Annotated in this window: 26 protein-coding genes and 4 tRNA genes; 28 read left to right on the forward strand and 2 right to left on the reverse strand. The window is 56.5% G+C overall.

The features are described 5' to 3' along the window. Nucleotides 1-117: 117 nt before the first annotated feature. The 25 genes from H6F58_RS06880 to H6F58_RS06990 all read left to right on the forward strand — a co-directional run bounded on the left by H6F58_RS06880 (nucleotide 118) and on the right by H6F58_RS06990 (nucleotide 11,303). Nucleotides 118-381 carry a hypothetical protein gene (locus H6F58_RS06880; RefSeq protein ID WP_195181428.1) on the forward strand — a complete coding sequence of 88 codons (264 nt, stop codon included), beginning with the start codon at nucleotides 118-120 and terminating at the stop codon, nucleotides 379-381. 97 nt (nucleotides 382-478) lie between these two features. Continuing rightward, nucleotides 479-853, forward strand: a complete 375-nt coding sequence (locus H6F58_RS06885) for a hypothetical protein (protein ID WP_195181429.1) — start codon at nucleotides 479-481, stop codon at nucleotides 851-853. Then, a complete protein-coding gene (locus H6F58_RS06890; RefSeq protein ID WP_195181430.1) occupies nucleotides 846-1,169 on the forward strand; it encodes a hypothetical protein in 324 nt (107 codons plus the stop codon). The genes H6F58_RS06885 and H6F58_RS06890 overlap by 8 nt, the downstream gene beginning before the upstream one ends. Beyond that, nucleotides 1,166-1,468, forward strand: coding sequence for a hypothetical protein (locus H6F58_RS06895; protein WP_195181431.1), 303 nt, complete (start codon nucleotides 1,166-1,168; stop codon nucleotides 1,466-1,468). The genes H6F58_RS06890 and H6F58_RS06895 overlap by 4 nt, the downstream gene beginning before the upstream one ends. A gap of 67 nt (nucleotides 1,469-1,535) precedes the next feature. Continuing rightward, nucleotides 1,536-1,832 (forward strand): hypothetical protein, encoded by a 297-nt coding sequence (locus tag H6F58_RS17950; RefSeq protein ID WP_206693522.1) that lies wholly within the window; start codon nucleotides 1,536-1,538, stop codon nucleotides 1,830-1,832. After that, on the forward strand, nucleotides 1,832-2,149 hold the full coding sequence (locus H6F58_RS06900) for a hypothetical protein (RefSeq protein WP_195181432.1): 318 nt from the start codon (nucleotides 1,832-1,834) through the stop codon (nucleotides 2,147-2,149). The genes H6F58_RS17950 and H6F58_RS06900 overlap by 1 nt, the downstream gene beginning before the upstream one ends. Further along, complete coding sequence (locus tag H6F58_RS06905; protein WP_195181433.1) at nucleotides 2,146-2,613, forward strand: hypothetical protein; 468 nt, start codon at nucleotides 2,146-2,148, stop codon at nucleotides 2,611-2,613. Before H6F58_RS06900 ends, H6F58_RS06905 begins: the two co-directional genes overlap by 4 nt. Continuing rightward, the gene (locus H6F58_RS06910) at nucleotides 2,610-2,786 is read left to right on the forward strand and encodes a hypothetical protein (protein WP_195181434.1); all 177 of its coding nucleotides are present in this window, start codon (nucleotides 2,610-2,612) and stop codon (nucleotides 2,784-2,786) included. Before H6F58_RS06905 ends, H6F58_RS06910 begins: the two co-directional genes overlap by 4 nt. Beyond that, a complete protein-coding gene (locus H6F58_RS06915) occupies nucleotides 2,779-3,231 on the forward strand; it encodes a hypothetical protein (protein ID WP_195181435.1) in 453 nt (150 codons plus the stop codon). Before H6F58_RS06910 ends, H6F58_RS06915 begins: the two co-directional genes overlap by 8 nt. A 189-nt stretch (nucleotides 3,232-3,420) precedes the next feature. Continuing rightward, entirely contained in the window at nucleotides 3,421-3,726 is a 306-nt protein-coding gene (locus H6F58_RS06920) for a hypothetical protein (RefSeq protein WP_195181436.1), read from the forward strand. Nucleotides 3,727-3,842: 116 nt separating this feature from the next. Next, nucleotides 3,843-4,211: a hypothetical protein gene (locus H6F58_RS06925; RefSeq protein ID WP_195181437.1), complete on the forward strand. Its 369-nt coding sequence runs from the start codon at nucleotides 3,843-3,845 to the stop codon at nucleotides 4,209-4,211. Nucleotides 4,212-4,314: 103 nt separating this feature from the next. Then, the gene (locus tag H6F58_RS17955) at nucleotides 4,315-4,521 is read left to right on the forward strand and encodes a hypothetical protein (protein ID WP_206693523.1); all 207 of its coding nucleotides are present in this window, start codon (nucleotides 4,315-4,317) and stop codon (nucleotides 4,519-4,521) included. Between the two features lie 412 nt (nucleotides 4,522-4,933). Then, nucleotides 4,934-5,623 (forward strand): hypothetical protein, encoded by a 690-nt coding sequence (locus H6F58_RS06930; protein WP_195181438.1) that lies wholly within the window; start codon nucleotides 4,934-4,936, stop codon nucleotides 5,621-5,623. A 3-nt stretch (nucleotides 5,624-5,626) separates the two neighbouring features. Then, complete coding sequence (locus H6F58_RS06935; protein ID WP_195181439.1) at nucleotides 5,627-6,334, forward strand: hypothetical protein; 708 nt, start codon at nucleotides 5,627-5,629, stop codon at nucleotides 6,332-6,334. 689 nt (nucleotides 6,335-7,023) lie between these two features. Then, the gene (locus tag H6F58_RS06940) at nucleotides 7,024-7,293 is read left to right on the forward strand and encodes a hypothetical protein (protein ID WP_195181440.1); all 270 of its coding nucleotides are present in this window, start codon (nucleotides 7,024-7,026) and stop codon (nucleotides 7,291-7,293) included. Nucleotides 7,294-7,508: 215 nt separating this feature from the next. After that, nucleotides 7,509-7,748 carry a hypothetical protein gene (locus H6F58_RS06945; RefSeq protein ID WP_195181441.1) on the forward strand — a complete coding sequence of 80 codons (240 nt, stop codon included), beginning with the start codon at nucleotides 7,509-7,511 and terminating at the stop codon, nucleotides 7,746-7,748. Continuing rightward, entirely contained in the window at nucleotides 7,745-7,939 is a 195-nt protein-coding gene (locus tag H6F58_RS06950; RefSeq protein WP_195181442.1) for a hypothetical protein, read from the forward strand. The genes H6F58_RS06945 and H6F58_RS06950 overlap by 4 nt, the downstream gene beginning before the upstream one ends. After that, nucleotides 7,939-8,277, forward strand: coding sequence for a hypothetical protein (locus tag H6F58_RS06955; RefSeq protein ID WP_195181443.1), 339 nt, complete (start codon nucleotides 7,939-7,941; stop codon nucleotides 8,275-8,277). Before H6F58_RS06950 ends, H6F58_RS06955 begins: the two co-directional genes overlap by 1 nt. After that, a complete protein-coding gene (locus tag H6F58_RS06960; protein WP_195181444.1) occupies nucleotides 8,274-8,477 on the forward strand; it encodes a hypothetical protein in 204 nt (67 codons plus the stop codon). Before H6F58_RS06955 ends, H6F58_RS06960 begins: the two co-directional genes overlap by 4 nt. Before the next feature lie 341 nt (nucleotides 8,478-8,818). Next, the gene (locus H6F58_RS06965; RefSeq protein ID WP_195181445.1) at nucleotides 8,819-9,391 is read left to right on the forward strand and encodes a hypothetical protein; all 573 of its coding nucleotides are present in this window, start codon (nucleotides 8,819-8,821) and stop codon (nucleotides 9,389-9,391) included. A 128-nt stretch (nucleotides 9,392-9,519) separates the two neighbouring features. Further along, nucleotides 9,520-10,194, forward strand: coding sequence for a hypothetical protein (locus H6F58_RS06970; protein ID WP_195181446.1), 675 nt, complete (start codon nucleotides 9,520-9,522; stop codon nucleotides 10,192-10,194). 491 nt (nucleotides 10,195-10,685) lie between these two features. Further along, a tRNA-Pro gene (locus tag H6F58_RS06975) sits at nucleotides 10,686-10,758 on the forward strand. Between the two features lie 224 nt (nucleotides 10,759-10,982). Further along, a tRNA-Met gene (locus H6F58_RS06980) sits at nucleotides 10,983-11,053 on the forward strand. A 101-nt stretch (nucleotides 11,054-11,154) separates the two neighbouring features. Beyond that, nucleotides 11,155-11,228: transfer RNA gene (locus H6F58_RS06985), tRNA-Cys, on the forward strand. Nucleotides 11,229-11,232: 4 nt separating this feature from the next. Continuing rightward, a tRNA-Gln gene (locus tag H6F58_RS06990) sits at nucleotides 11,233-11,303 on the forward strand. Between the two features lie 219 nt (nucleotides 11,304-11,522). Here H6F58_RS06990 and H6F58_RS06995 read toward each other — a convergent pair. Further along, a complete protein-coding gene (locus H6F58_RS06995) occupies nucleotides 11,523-11,942 on the reverse strand; it encodes a hypothetical protein (protein WP_195181447.1) in 420 nt (139 codons plus the stop codon). A 52-nt stretch (nucleotides 11,943-11,994) separates the two neighbouring features. Beyond that, nucleotides 11,995-12,264 (reverse strand): hypothetical protein, encoded by a 270-nt coding sequence (locus H6F58_RS07000; RefSeq protein WP_206693524.1) that lies wholly within the window; start codon nucleotides 12,262-12,264, stop codon nucleotides 11,995-11,997. Nucleotides 12,265-12,419: 155 nt separating this feature from the next. Here H6F58_RS07000 and H6F58_RS07005 point away from each other — a divergent pair, with 155 nt between their 5' ends. The 3 genes from H6F58_RS07005 to H6F58_RS07015 are packed head-to-tail and all read left to right on the forward strand — an operon-like array spanning nucleotide 12,420 to nucleotide 15,971. Continuing rightward, nucleotides 12,420-12,905: an HNH endonuclease gene (locus H6F58_RS07005; RefSeq protein ID WP_195181449.1), complete on the forward strand. Its 486-nt coding sequence runs from the start codon at nucleotides 12,420-12,422 to the stop codon at nucleotides 12,903-12,905. Between the two features lie 12 nt (nucleotides 12,906-12,917). Beyond that, nucleotides 12,918-14,411 (forward strand): phage terminase large subunit, encoded by a 1,494-nt coding sequence (gene terL / locus H6F58_RS07010; RefSeq protein WP_195181450.1) that lies wholly within the window; start codon nucleotides 12,918-12,920, stop codon nucleotides 14,409-14,411. 12 nt (nucleotides 14,412-14,423) lie between these two features. Then, nucleotides 14,424-15,971: a hypothetical protein gene (locus tag H6F58_RS07015; protein WP_195181451.1), complete on the forward strand. Its 1,548-nt coding sequence runs from the start codon at nucleotides 14,424-14,426 to the stop codon at nucleotides 15,969-15,971. The last annotated feature ends 195 nt before the right edge of the window (nucleotides 15,972-16,166 follow it).

Raw genomic sequence — 16,166 nt, forward strand, 5'->3', positions numbered from 1 at the left:
GAAACGCCGCGCAGCACGGGAACACAGCAAGTCCGATGTGTGTCCGACCCATGGGGACAAGACCAGCCGCAACTACCAGTTCTACCGGTGTGGTTGCCAACGTGAGCGGGTGACCTCATGAACCAGCACATCACCACGGAACTCGTGGAAACCATCGCCAGTCGCGAGGTCAACCGGCTACACGCCACCGGCAACCACCCATACATGCAATCATGGGACGAAACACCACCCACCGAAAAGCACAGGATCCGCGAAGCAGTACACGCCAACCTCAACGCCATCATCCCGATCCTCATTACCGAAGGATGGGCCACCCCGGAACATGTCCGCGAATACCGGGGCATCGGCAACCAGCACGCACCCACAGGAGACGCAGCATGACCATCTTCATGTTCTTCACTGGGTGGCTCGCCCTCTCCGCATTCCTCGCCTACACGCTAGGCCGAGTCATCCGCATTGCAAACGAAAAGGAAAACCAATGACCCAGGAACTAGACCTGAAGGCGCTGCGCGCCAAGGCTCAGGCGTTGTGCGACTTGGACACGGATTCGGTTGCTGAGTATGTGCCCGTGTGGAATGAATACATTCAGGCGGCCAATCCAGGCGCTGTCCTCGCGCTCCTCACCCAACTTGAACAGGCCGAGATGACGGTGGAGCGCGCAAAGGCGGTAGTTGCGTTGGAGAAACGAAACAAAGGAATCTTTGCTGCCCGAGCTATCGAGGCTGAGGCGCAGATAGCACGGGTGAGGGCGGTGGCTGAGTCTATGCGGGATCATTCTGGCGACTTCCTGACCCGACGTGACGATGCTGCATGGCGCATCCTCCGCGCCCTGGACGGTGAGCCGAATGAGTGACCCGGTTGTTCGCTATGAGACTGCTCCAAAGCTTTCCATCAATTATCCGGATTGTTCAGCTTGCAGCACCGAGGTCGAGCACGACGGCGACAGTTGGTACTGCGCACGTTGTGGAACGACCTGGGACATCGATGCTGGCGATGGTGACGAAGGCATGCTGTACGAGGACTGGAACGGGGAGCCAAACCCTGGTGAACTTCGCACCCACGATAACGGGTACGAACTAACCCAGTACGAGCGAGATAACCCAAAGCCGAGCATCTGGGGCGACTTCGGCACCCAACTCGGCAAGATCATCGCAGGAGGAACCCAATGAGTGAGAACGGACTTCACAAGATCCCCGTCATGAAGCAAGCGTTAGAAGCGATCCAAGAACTGCACAGGCCGGAGTCTCGCTGGTCTGCCGTGAGCTACCCCGAAGTTTCGTATGAGTACAAATCGGACGCGCTCGAAGCTGCTGACGGCGGCGAGATACACGAGTTCAAGGTGTGCGTTCACTGCTCAGACATCGATGACATGCGCACTTACAACGAGGGGCTAGATTACCGGGATTCACTTTATCCCTGCGAAACCCGCGTACTGGCCGACAAGGGATTGGAAGGCGACCGTGGGTGAGTGCATCTGCTATCCACTGCCATTCGAAGACTGCACCACCCACTATGGAGCGGTAGAGCCTGGCTCGATGTATGAGCCTAACCCGCTCTGCCCGGAACATTTCAGGCAGCGCCCACCGCATCGGCTCGCTGACGGCACATGGTCAGACGGCGTGGATCGCAGTAAACGAATAGTCCACCAGACGAGCCATGAATGCCACCAAAACCGCGTGTTCGTTTGGCGGTACTACGACCGAATCAAAATGAAGGACTTGTGGGTAGCAGAACGACAGGATCCGTGGTTCGACAAAGAGTTCGATTCATTCGCCGAGGCGATCGCCTACGCCGACCGTACGGCACGCACCACTACGAACGGAGAAATGTGATGGGACTCTGGCTAGGTTTTCAAACCCCATCGCCGTTCGAAAAGATCCAGCATCACAACTATCCGGACGAAGCGTGGACGGTCAGCATCAGGAAACGCGGAGGAATGACCGTGTATTCATCAACTGATGCACGTGCACTCTTTGGTCAAGATTCCAAGCGAGGCGTTATCGACGCGAGCGACTACATCGACCATCCTGGCGAAATATCCATTTTCGCCCGTTTGCATCTAGCCCTGATCGAACTTGGTGACGTTCTCGTAGCAGATCAGGTTCTGACCACAAAGCAAGTACAAGAACTACTGGGAGAAAACAAATGACCACTAAATCTTTCAAGGGCCTACTGTCCGCAAATGAACTCAACGTAGTTGGGTACGGTGACAACTCGCAGGTTGATTTGCTTATTAGGCGGAGCGATCGCGCTATCACTTCCACCGGGATCGCTATCGCCCCATCTGATGCCCCTGCGCTTGCCCTCGCAATCCTGGAGGCGGCGGGGATCGAAGAAGACATGGTGAAGTTTCATTCGGGAACGCCCGAGTATCACTTCGCGTACGCCATGCACCACCTGTGCCAAGGTATCCAAGCCCAGGCCAAGGCCGTCGCCGAAGCTAAGGATCGCGAAGAGTTGGAGGCTGAGGCGTTGGAACTGTTCAACGCGTGGACCGGAACCACCAAGTACACCTCATGGAATGAAGTGGCCGTATTTCCAGACGGCGATAAGCGTGAGTGGCTCGCTGTGGCACGCAAGGCACGTGAACTGGCGAAGGAGGCAGGGGAATGAGTGGTTTTCAGCAGAGGATTGACCGGATCGTCGAGGATGCACTCGACCGGGCAATGGAACGTATCGAAGACTTGAACGCTACGACCAACGGTGGCACCATTCGCGAAACCTCGGACGCTCTTGCCTACTACGAAGATTTTCAGAACGCATGGGAGGACTACACAAATGACTAGCACCCCGCTAAACCCGGACTCGCAGGTAAGCAAGGATCAGACGATCTTTGCTTACAAGGCCGCCGAGCGTGATTTCCCGCAGCACGGTTCAATCATGATCAAGCTCCATCACAACAATTTCCAATCTTCACTTTTGCAGATCTCGAAGAAGACGGCAGAAAGCCTGCGAGACCAGCTGAATGACCTCCTCGCTGTCCCCGCTGACACCATAGCGACCTCAAAACCAAACCAAAATTTGGAGTTGGTGAACAGTGTGGAATCGTTCATCAACCAGCGTCCGGAGTACATCACCGCGCTGAAGAACACACGGGGCACTGATGACCAAACGGATTACCACCGTTGGCAAGGTGGCGCCGAAGCACGCCGCCAACTCGCCGAAACGCTCGGCTGGACAGTACCGCACAACCCAGGCGAAACAACACGCCCAGAGGTGGAAGATGCCTAGGAAGACTCGCTGGCACCAAGCCCGATACCTCCTGAAGAACCGTGCCAAGAGCTTTGTCCGAAACGACATAATCAGGGGCCTAAAGAACTCTCCGGTAGACGGGGAGCGCTACTGCGATTGCCAATCACATGCAGGATTCTACATCCGCAACATAAACATGAGACCGCTAATCAAGAAGGGAGGCAAGCCATGACCCCGTTGGAGATCCTAGAAGCGCACAAGGTTTCAGCTTTCGCCGGGAGCGACACAGCTTGCTCATGCGACCGCACATGGCGGACTAACGTTGAGTATCGCGCTCATGTCGCCCAGGTACTCGACCAGAACATGCGGGAAGCGAAAGCAGAAGCGCTGCGGGAAGCCGCAGAATATGCCGTCGAATGGGTTGGAGTGGTCGGAGATGGTCGGCTTGTGGATCTGAAAACCGAAACCGAGTATGACGACACCGCCGAATGGCTCCGTGATCGGGCAAACCAATATTCAGTCGGCTCCGAATGAACAACTACCTCGGCCTCACCAGCGCCATAACCATCGCAGCAGTCGTCACGTTCCCATACTGGGCACGCAGAATCCTCACCAACATCGAACACCACACCTTCGAGGACTGAACGACCATGGAAACCAAACACCACCGCGTCAGAGTGTTCAAAGACCCATATAACTGGCCATCATGGCAGGTCTACTACGCAGACACCTGGATCGGATCCGCGCACACACTACCAGTCGCGCAGGCTGCTGCCGTGTTGGCGGTGAAGTATGCGGGGAGCATGTGCGAACAGAACCTCAGCCCGCTAAGAATCATCCAAGAAGTCAACCACGCGTTCATGGGCCAACCCCAGTGGATGAACATGTGGAAACCCGGGATACTCCACATCACCCACACCGAACAACGTGAACTCGCGAGAGCTGGCGCCGGCCGGACCCTCTACGGTGTAGACCTAACCGGCGAGGTGATCTGGTCATGGCAACCACTAGCAGCCTAACCACAGCCGAACAACCCCACCAATGCCGAACCTGCGGACGCATCCACTACGTCCCATCACTCGCCAGAGACTGCGAACAACAACACCAGAAAGACAACAAAAAATGAGCACCGACACCGAATACAGCAACTACAAACCAACCTACGCACGAGCCCTCACCACCCAAGAATCCCACCGCCACACAGGAACCTTCAAACCCTACAAATACCGCGGCACCGGACACGACACCATCAGCAACAACGACTTCCGACCCGGAACCCCACACCCCACCTACTGCGGATGCAAAAAACACGGAGGCCCAAAACAATGACCACTGACCCAGTCGACCAGGCCGCGGAAATCCTCAACAAAGAAGCCCTTCATCTTGCTCGAATCAGCTATTTGAATCGGATATATAACCAGTTAGAATGGAAACAGATAGAACCAGACGACGTCGTATTCCACGAGATCCCCGGCAAACCCGGAATCCTCCACTACGAATACACCAACAACACCCCCACACCAGTGCACGCAGCACACGTCGTAGGGCCAAAACCAATCCCCAAACTCACACGCCGTGAGAAATGGGGGTTATACGCAGGGTCCGTCATCGCGGACATTCTAGAAAAGGTCAGGTGGTCACGGTGAAGAAACTCAACGCAGGGGACAGGTGCCAAGTTGAATCAGCAGACACGTGGATCCCTGCAACTATTCTCACTGTTTATCCTGGGCACGCTGGTGCGATGGTCCTACCTGATGATTGGGCGACTTCGGTATGGGCGAAAGCGGACCAGATCCGGCCAATCCAGGTGAACCCTGAGAGCGCCAAGCGCGGCGACTACCTGCACGGGCAGACCGTGGAAGTTCAAACCCTGGGCGGGCGGTGGGTGCGAGGGCGTTTCGACCGGTGGTCTGATGAAACGCATGAACGCGCCTACATCTTCACCGGATCATCCCAAGCGGGGCGCTATCACTTCACGAACATCCGGCCCGCCCGCGTCGCCCCAGACCCGCACGACGTGGCGTATCAAGGCGAAGTCGGCGACCACCAACCACAGGACCCGCCGAACCCAGTAATCAGCCTCGCGGCCATCCGCCCAACGATGCCAACCCGGTTCGGCAAGCTCCGCCCAAACGTCGTGCCCCTCGACAGCCGGCGCCACCAGACCGAACCAACTGACTTCCAAAAGCGTATGGCATATGTCGGTGTTGAAGGCGAGGAGCGTGACGCGTACCTCGAAGTGATCGTTGAGTTCGCCAAAGCCGGTATCACTGCCAAGCAGATCATGCCGTACGTGGCCGTACTCGGTCGCATCATCGTCCAGGGTTTCACCCCAGACGAAGTGGACAACAACACAACCCGCGCACTGCGCGCCCGCTACACACCACCACAGGCAAACCTGCACCACATCAGCGCAGAATACCGAGACTAACCCTTGACCGCGAAGATCAACCCCGAACAACTCGCCACCGCAATCAAACGATACAAAGGCGAATCCCAATTCGCGCCAGGGCAAACCAACACGGCAGGGCGACTGATCTGCGGGGCAAAGAAACGCGGACAACGTCACGGCCAAGGCGAACCCTGCCAAGCACCACCCGTCCACGGCGGAACCCGCTGCGGCAAACACGGCGGCAAATCACCCAAAGCACAAGACGCAGCAACCGGACGAGCAATGGAAGCAGAAGCCGTGGAAATCCTAGGACGCATCGACCCCGACGGCATCAACCGCCACCCCGTCGAACACCTCCTCAACCTCATCAACCAAAAAGCCGCAGAAGTCGCATGGCTCCGGTCCTTGGTGAGAGACCTCGACGAAGAGGACTTGTTCTTCGGTGAAACGAAACACGAGTACGGCGAGGAAAAAGGCGAACCAACCGACCTCAAAACCTATGAGGCCGGTATCAACATCAAATGGCAAGCCTTACGCCAAGCCGAAGAACAACTGGCGAAATGGGCAGCAATGGCGGCCAGGGCAGGTGTGGAAGAACGGCGTGTGCGCCTTGAACAGGAAAAGGGTCAGCTCGTCGTCACCGCCATCCAACAAATCCTCGACGGCCTCAACCTCACCCCAGCACAAGCCAAACTCGTACCCCAAATCGTTCCCACCGCACTACGCCAACTCACCCAGGAACAACAATGACCACCCAAACCCACCAACACACCGACGTGTTCACCCAACTCACAGAACACATGGACATCCCACTCCCATGCGAAGGAGAAGGCCACCCACAAGGCCACTACGGACACCAAGCAGGCGCACCAGCCGCCTACTCAATGCACTGGGAATGCCCCAAATGCCACCACACCGAGTCCTACCTCATGTGCGAAGGCCGGTACAGGACATTGCGCGCCTTCCTCGAATACGGGGAAACCCTCCTCAACTGCGATCACCAAGTGAAAGCCTCCGAAGCACTCGTCAGGGTCGTGAAGCTATGAGCACCCCACAGATCATCGCATTCACCGCCGGAGTAGCAGTCCTCATATTCATGGCTTACTGGACCGCCACCGCACGCTGCAGGTGGTTCGGGCACGCCTGGTACAGGACAAGCGCATGGTCACGCACGTACAAATGCCAGCACTGCGGAACCACGCGGAAGGCACAGCAATGACCGCCACCACCACCCACCTAGACCCGAGTGCTATGGACAGCAGCAGTGACGAAAATCGACTAGACCACACCGTCTGCGGATGCAACCCAAACCGGGCACTCTGCGGAACCGACGTCACCAACGAACCATGGATCGAATACGCCGGCCCCACACCAGACGACTGCATCGTCTGCACACACCTCGAATTCAAACCCTGCCAAAACTGCGGAGAGTAAACACCATGAGCGAACCAACCATCAACAACATCAACATCTACGGTCTGGAAGTGCCCATGATCATCCCAGAAGGGCACATGGTCACCGGGGCAGTCGTACTCCTCACCACCGCGGGCATGGACGAACACGGCACCCGTGACGGGTTCTTGTGCGGCAACAGCGAAATGCCTCACGTTCAACTGGTAGGAATGCTCCGCACCGCCAGCCTAGAGGCAGAAGAAGAAGCACTGGGGTACGGGGCATCATGCGCATGCGAGGACTGCAACGATGACTAGCCTAATCGTCCTCGCGCTCGGGGTCTTCGGCGCTGGGTTCATCGTCGGAGCGTTGCTCGTGCACTGGGCATGCAAGCCCGTCCAGTACGAACACGCAACGTTCGAACGCGAACGAACATGGGAACTCCCGCCAGATCCAACCCCACTGAACCCGCCCGAAAACTTCGACTTCACAATAGTAGAAGTTGGTAAACCCGATTACAAAGGCAGTGAGAATGACTGCCGTTGACACCCTCACTCACCCGGAACACACCACTACCAGCGAAGACAACCTCTCCCATCGGTTCTGCCGTGGACAAGCGCAAGCCTGGCTAGAAGGCGAACCAGCCACCGCCCGCTGCGGCAAAACCAAACACGACTGGGAACCAGCAACCGGCGACGACATGCTCTGCATCATCTGCTGGCACTACTGGAAAACCCAACAATGCGCACACTGCCAAAAGGACAACACGTGAACATCACCGCCAAAGAACTCAAACCCGGAGATCGCCTCATCGTCAGAGGAATACCAAGCATCGTCCAGCAATCAGGACCTGCCATCTCCGATCCCGGCCTGATCATCATCAGCTGGCGAGACGCAAAAGGGGAACTTCACCACGGGTGCGCAGGATCCGACGCACCAATCACCATACAGGAGGGGCAGTGATGATTGCGCTAATCGTATGGGCCGGCATCCTCACCTACCTCGCCATTGGCTGGATGGCAGTCACCCCAAAATTAGCTGTAGTGCGGCTAATGGCAATGAGTGAGCACGAAGCCGACCGAGACCGCTCATGGGTACTAGGCACCAGCGTCGTTCTCGGAATCATATGGCCAGCCTGCTTCGCGTACATCCTTGCATCAAACACCTACGACAAGAGCATCGAAGAAGAACAAATGCTCAAACAGGTGCGCCGTGAAGTCGAAGAACAGAAGCGAGAAGCAAGACGACGCACAGAGCTAGAACTCGAAGCGTTCGACCGAGCAATGAAGGAACCAAAATGAAGCGACTTATTCCAGCACTGGCAATCATCGGATTAGCTCTCACCGGGTGTGCTAGCGGAAACACCGACGCCGATACTGGCGAGCAATCATCGCTATATGAACGGAACATCGTCCTGGAAGATGGGCGCGAGGTTACTTGCATCGTATACGCCATAGGCTACAAAGGCGGCCTGTCCTGCGACTGGGACAAGGCGCGGTAACCATGCCTATCAAAGTTGAAGCGCGCCGCCTATCCGGCATCGACCAAGGCAAAACCATAAGCATGTTCTGCCGAGAAACCCGACGATCCATCACCACCGAAATACTCGCTATAGAACAATGGCCCGACGTAACCCGCATCTGGGTACCAACAGACCTCGACCAAGACCCCTACGACCTTGACCCCACCCAACTAGTCCTAATCACCGGACGAAACAAATAGAATCAGAGAATGATACCGGCGGAACCATTCACATGTACTGTGCCTACAAATAACGCAGTAAAGCACACAGAAATAAACTGCATCGGCAGAGCTCCGGACAACTACGAATATTTAGGAACTGTGGCCGACTGGTTCATCGTGATATTGACGGTCATCCTGGCCCTTGTGGCCGGTTACGCTGCATTCAAAGCTCATCAGACGCTAAAGCAAATGCGCGATGAAGCCGACGAAGCCCGTGAATCGGACAGAAACATGCGGACAATCGATGCCTTTGATAAGTACACCCAAGCGCTAATTAGCCTCTGTGACAAGTTCCCAAATGAAAGCAACGCCGACTTCTCAGCATGGCATCGCAGCAAGGCCCAGTATTTTCCGTACCTAAGAATTTCTGATCAAGAACTAGCTGGAGTAGTGAAACAGATCGATGATTTGATCGGAGGCCTTTTCGAGGCTCACACTATGGCAAATTCGATCAAAAAGCCGAAGATCTTTGAGTATAAGCATCTTGGCAAAGAGGCTCAGGTGGTCATGGATCACTTACCTGACTGTGCGCTGGAGATTACCAGTGTTCTGGCAGCTTGGCACCTCGGGGACGCGTCCGACGAATTCACTGCCATAGAGATGGAACAATTATCGCTTCGTCTAGATGAACTGCTGAGCGACCCAATTGGATATAGCGAGGAAATCGATTGACCTGCATTATTTGTGAGTATCAAACCCCGGCGGGCATTTACTTGTGTGGGAAGCATGTTCGGATGCTTCGTGAGCTTCTTCTGCGAGTGCCGGATACGTTGAAAACGGCTGGGCAGACGTTGGCAAACTTGGGTGTACGTCCTAGTAACGGTTCATCGGGCACCGGGGAGCCGCCGGCGCCGATAAACCTGAACATGGAAGAGCGCCTGGGCGAGTACGTGAAGCGCCTGGTGGAGCTCGGGCACTGGGCCAACGAAGAGCTGGAACCCAATAAGCTGCGCATCTTCACAACCCCAACCAAGGCGGCCGAGTACCTGCACGCTGTCACCACCCAGTTGATCAAACGTGAAGACGCAGGCGACTTGTACTGGGAACTGACCAGTTTGGAACGCGCGGTCATATCCGCGGCCGACATTCCACGCTCAAAGCGACCTTTGGGGGAGTGCGGGGCGCTGGACTTCACCGAAGACGGCGCAGTAACCCGATGCGACGGCATTATTGAGGGTCACGAGACATCGACGGTCGGACGGTGCAAGACCTGCAAACGGGAACACGACACCGCGGACCGGATCCGCAACCGCATCACCGAAGCCTGGCACGTGCGGGCACCACTACGGCAAATCGTCAACGCACTCAAAGAGGCCGGCTACCCCGTCAGCTACAACACCGCCAAATCATGGGCAAGACGCGGAAAACTCGCACCAACATGCGACATCGCCACACGACAGGAGGGGCACACGCCAGCCGAAGTCCTCAAAGTCATACAAGAAACAACCAGCCTGACAGGACATATAGCCAGTTAGACTAGACAAAACCGGGTTTTGCACCTATCGTAGATATCAAGATGGGTTTTCTCCACGTAGACACCCATCCCGCGCGTGAGAGTGGGACCCATTCCTACTGCGTGGAACAGCTGAGAGCGAGTCGCATCCTGACCTGTGCGAGCTAGAGGCGAAGACCGGCTAAAGTCCCACAACCACCGCACAATTTCATAGCCCCCAGGAACACGAGCCTGGGGGAGCGCTTTAGTGTAGAGGCCGAGCACACCGTGATTATCGGGGACGCATGTTCGAATCATGCAAGCGCACGCAATCCCGACAAGGATGCAGAATGAATGATCCCTAGGAGGTCAATCATCTCTGACCCAGCAGAACTGGGCCCGGTCACGCATATAGCGGCGAGACGGTGACCACCGCCGAGAGGCGCAGGACAACACATTGCATCAAACCGGTTCGCTCGACACGACGGCCTCTGTTGCAACGGCTACCCGGTGCCGAACTGAAACCGGGAACAACTGGATGTAGGCCAATTGGCAGGCCGCCTGATTTGGGATCAGGAGAATGTAGGTTCGAGTCCTATCATCCGGACGACTTGCAAGTGATGGATTGCCGGATGCGTGCACGTATCACCCGTCGCAAAGAACGGGAAAAGCAACCACGTTGCAAGCTATCGAGTCCTAAACAAAAACGCATGGACTGGTTCGAGGGTGTCACCGTATGGCTGGCTAACTCGGCGTGCAGGTATCCGAAAGGGTAGCCGCCTTGCGTGTGCTCGTGCCTGAGAGTCTGACTCAACAGCACGGGCACACTGCGGCACTGTAGCTCAAAGGTAGAGCGCCCGTCTCATAAGCGGGAGACTGAGTTTCGAGTACTCACGTTGCCACGGATTGCGGGTAGGAAGTAGGCCTCTGGGGCAGCCTACTCGCATCCCTTACCCTCGACCCGGGGAGTTCCCGTAAAGGCGCGTCCCGGGCGGGGTTTGCAAGGATATTTGACCGAACGGCAAGGTGCTGGCCTGCAAAGCCATGCTTACCGGGTTCGACTCCCGGAATAACCTCTTAGTCTCTGTTGGTGTAATGGCAGCACCCCAGATTTTGGATCTGGTAGCCGAGGTTCGACCCCTCGACGGAGAGCTCAGCGACGATACAGACTGGACACCCGTACCGTCGCTACGGGGTGGCTGAACAAGGTAGGTTGCACGCCCATCCAACAGCCACCCCATCACAAGCCCGGTGGCGGTAGATCTGACAACGCACAAGGATCCACGGAACAAGGAACCGCTTTGTATGGGAAACACTCCCACACGGTCACAGCATCCGGAAAACCACCAACTGACACCGCCACCAACAAACCTACGCAGGCATAGAAGAATCTTCGTCTTCCAGATCTTCGAAGTTCCACGACTGAATAACCTGCTCAGGATGAATCCTAAACTCAGGCTCCCAGTCGCGGCTCATACGGACAGTGGGATCCTTTGTAGCGGTGGTCAATACATTAAAAGCGGGTTCAGAAGTAATTGTCGCAACAGGAATAATCGTCACAACAATCGTTGAATCCAGCTCTGCCCAAACTCGACGATTAGGCCTAGCCACGTTCTCTTTCAGAGTTTTGACCCGCTGCCCAACCTGAAGAATGAACTCACCGCCGTCCTCGTCTCGCATATGAACTCGGGCAGGTCGTTTTCCGGGCGCGAGCGCACTGTATTGGCCGGCGGTCGACGTGTAGACATTTTCAGAATGCTCACTGTCGAGGTTATAAACATAGAAATCCATTCGGTAATTCTATGTCAGGCATCGTCTGAGTAGATGTTCTTCTTAGCAGTAACTAGATCTCCCATGGTTTCGGAACAACGCCATCTTCCATCTTTTGCATGCGAGCGAGAGTCTTTTCCCAATTCTCCTTGCCCCCGTAGTGAGGTACTGGGATCCAGACGATACGAAGTTCGGTAGCCATCTCTAGCGCGAGTTCTTCAGCTGCACGGGTGCCTAAGAGCTTTTCTCTTTGTCCTGGCAACGTCACCCAGTACTCAGCCTTGCTGTCTCGGTACGCCCAACGCCAAGAGAGCTGTCCGCGCCGTGCCAATTCGTCCAACATTTCACCAACATGCATTTGTCGGTGAATCACATACGGCTTTTTCAAAGTTCGCACGAACGTCAAGAATTCACTCCTAACTACGCCCCAATAAAGTTATTGCCCCGACGCTGCGCTAACAGCTCGGGGCATTCGTATTCGTCGGGAAGGACGAACACATGACTAATCGTATCGCATACAAAACACCGACAGAATCCTTCAACGCACGCACCGTCCGCCAGGGCGAATGCCTACTATGGGCCGGCGCCGTCAAAGAAACCGGGTACGGGGCAATGTGGGACGGCGAACGAGTCGTTCGGCCACACCGGTGGATCTACGAACAAGCTAACGGACCTATCCCAGAAGGCGCGGACATCGACCATGTCTGCGGAAATCGAGTCTGTTGCGAAATCAGCCACCTGCGCGTAACAACACGCAAGCAGAACATGGAAAACCTGACCCACGTCAATGCGAACAGCTCAACCGGAGTGCGAGGCGTGCACAAGAACACCAAGGGCGGAAAGCCCTGGCGTGTACGCGTGAAACACAACTACGTGGAATACAACGGCGGATACTACGACAGCCTCGAAGAAGCCGAAACCGCAGCCATCGAGTTGCGCAACAAGCTATTCACGCACAACGACGCTGATCGAAAGGCGGCATAGAACGGAGGGCCATTGGATGCATTCGAATTCGCGGCCCGACACTTCGACCCGCCAAAAGCCAAATGGGATACCCCAGGGGAGCTGGCAAAGGCGCTAGACCCCCGCACCCAGCAGACCAAAGCCATGGACGTTATCGACGAAGCGCTGGTCTGGGCGTGGAACACTCCTGACGCGCGACTCATGATCGCTATGAGTCCCCAGATGGGCAAGTCTCAGCGTGCCGTACGCCGGTACGCAACGTGGGCGCTCATGCAAAAGCCAGACACGCGCATCACGATCTGTTCCTACAACAGTGACACCGCGCGACGCTGGGGCCGCACCATCCGTGACGACATCCAAGAACACGGTGACGAACTCGGGTTGAAGATCCGCAACGACGTTGCATCCCAATCCGAGTGGATCCTCGAAGGCCACGAGGGTGGAGTGTTTACTGCCGGTGTTGGCGCGTCTCTTACTGGCCGCCCGTCCGAACTGATGATCGTAGATGATCCGGTCAAAGGCCGTGAAGATGCTGACTCGGAACGCTACCAGGAACGTAACTGGGACTGGTGGCGTGAAGTCGCAATGACCCGCCTCGCCCCAGGCGCACCAGTGATCTTGATTCAGACACGCTGGTCAGTAGATGACCTCGCCGGTAAAGCCCTGAAAAAGGAGAACGGCGGTGAGGACTGGCGAGTAGTCAGCATCCCCGCACAAGCCGACCACCGCCCCGAACTTGGTGAAACCGACCCTCTAGGCCGTGAGCCTGGCGAGTGGATGGAAACCACCCGAGGCATGACCGAAGCCCAGTGGGAACGCCGTAAACGCGACACCGGGCCACGCTCATGGGCCGCCCTGTATCAGCAGAAGCCAACCCCAGACGAAGGCGGAATCTTCCCCAGAGAATGGGCAACCTACGAAGAGCCACTGTGGATCACGAAAGACGACGGATCATGCTGGGTGCCCGGCATGGAACGTACTGACCACGAGCTCATCATTTCTGGTGATCTTACGTTCTCAGATTCCAAGAACTCCGACTACGTGGCGTTGCAGGTCTGGTTGCGAGTTAATCACCAAGCGTTCTTGCTTGATCAGGTTCGCCGGCGCATGAACTTCAATGACACATGCGCAGCGATCCTTGCTTTGCGCGCGAAGTGGCCTCAAGCTTTAGCGACGCTCATTGAGAACAAGGCGAACGGGCCGGCTGTTATCAACGCGCTGCAGCAACAGATCAACGGGTTGATCCCGGTAGAACCTCAAGGTTCTAAGTCTGCGCGTGCTTCGGCTGTGTCGCCGTTGGCGTTCTCGAAGGACATTATCCTCCCAACCGCGGAACTACTCCCGAACGTGGAGGAACTGCGCGAGGAACTGGTGAACTTCCCGTCAAAGCACGACGACACGGTTGATGCACTGTCCCAGGCGATCAACTACCTGCTGTTGCACAAGCTGGAAGATGCGCCGCATGTGGTTCAACCCGATATCTACGACGACTACGAAAACCAAGGATGGGCGATCAGCCCGTACTAACTAGGAGGCGGTATGGCGAATATTTTGGACCGCATCCTAGGCCGTGAAACCGCAGAGATGCGTGCGGCCCGCGCTGACATCCAGTACAAGGCCGAACGGCTGAAAGAGTCGTTCGGGCAGCTGCAGTTAGCGTTGGAAGATCGTGGCTGGGAAAAGCTGGCCATGGATGCCCACGCCCAGTTCTCCCGGGAGGGCTTGCGCAAAGCTGCTGAGTTGTCGCGCATCATGTTCATCGCCAACCCGCTGATCAAGCGTGGCTTGAACGTCCGGGCCGCTTATGTGCATGGTCAGGATGTGGGCATTACTGCCCGTGCTGACGGCAAGGAAAGCACGCAGGACGTGAACGCGGTTGTACAGGCGTTCTTGGATGACGATTCGAACCGTTCCAACCTGACTGGCTCGCAGGCGCGGATCCGGTTGGAGAACGCGCTCGGCACTGACGGCAACGTGTTCATCACCTTGTTCACTGATCCGATGAATGGCCGTGTGCAAGCACGCACGCTCCCGTTTGATGAGATCGCGGACAAGATCAGCAAGGCAGGCGACCGAGGCACCACGCATTACTACTTGCGTAAGTGGACTGAAGACACCGTCGAAAAGGCTGAGCTGTACCCGGATATTCGTTACCGGCCGCAGATCCGTTCCCGGTCCGTGAAGATCGACGAAGAGACCCTGCCGGTCAACTGGGATTCCCCGGTCTACCATCTGCACGACAACGGCCTGGACGGCTGGAAGTTCGGCATCGGCGACGCGTACGCATCCTTGCCGTGGGCGCGGGCTTACAAAGAATTCTTGGAAGACTGGGCGTTGCTGATCAAGGCCTTGTCGAAGATCGCTTTCGTTGCTTCAAAGGATACGAAGACTCCAGCGTCTCAGCAGTCGCGCAACAGCCTAGCGAACTTGGCGAATGCGCCTGCAGGGTCGACCGCTGAGATGAATGGTAGCCAGAAGCTTGAAGCGATGCCGAAGAGTGGCGCCACCATCGACTCAGAGTCAGGCCGACCGCTGCTCTCCATCCTCGCAGCAGGCATGGGCCTGCCAGTCACCACCCTATCCGCGGATCCCGGGCAGACTGGTGCACGTGCTGTCGCTGAAACTCTGAACCAGCCAACCCGGTTGGAGTTCGAGCTACGGCAGAAGCTGTGGTCGGAAATGTACCGGGCAGTGCTCGGCTACGTCATCGACCAAGCTGTCATTGCACCCCGCGGCCCGTTGAAGGGCACCGTGGCGCGTGAGGATGACCGGATGGTTGTCACGTTACGTGGTGGCGATGATCGGACACTGGATATTGTTTGGCCTGATCTGAACGAGATCCCGATTGAGACGCTCATGGAAGCGATCAGCAAGGCGAACGAGCTCGGTGTTATCCCACCACTGGTCCTCCTGGAACAGGCCTTGCGGGCTCTCGGCATTCGTGATGTGGACGAGATCATCGACTCAGTCAAGGACGATGAAGGGAACTTCATTGATCCGGAACGTGAGTTCGGGCAGCGCGCAGTGAACCTGTACCGGAACGGTCAACTCAGTGGCGACCCGCTGAACAGTGAAGACGATGCCTAAAGGCGAGCGCGGCGGGTGGGCTAAACAGTCTGCCCGTCGTGGATTGCGCAGGAAATCCAAACAGTTGGCCCTCGATGAAAGTTACGCTCAACGGCTCGGGGAAACTCTCCGTGGGATCTACGCGTCAGGACAGCGTAGATCAGCCACGGCATCATCGGAGGCCATCAACAAGCTGGAATCCAACTACGGAACTTC

Source organism: Glutamicibacter sp. FBE19 (assembly GCF_015524875.1).
Lineage (GTDB): Bacteria > Actinomycetota > Actinomycetes > Actinomycetales > Micrococcaceae > Glutamicibacter > Glutamicibacter halophytocola.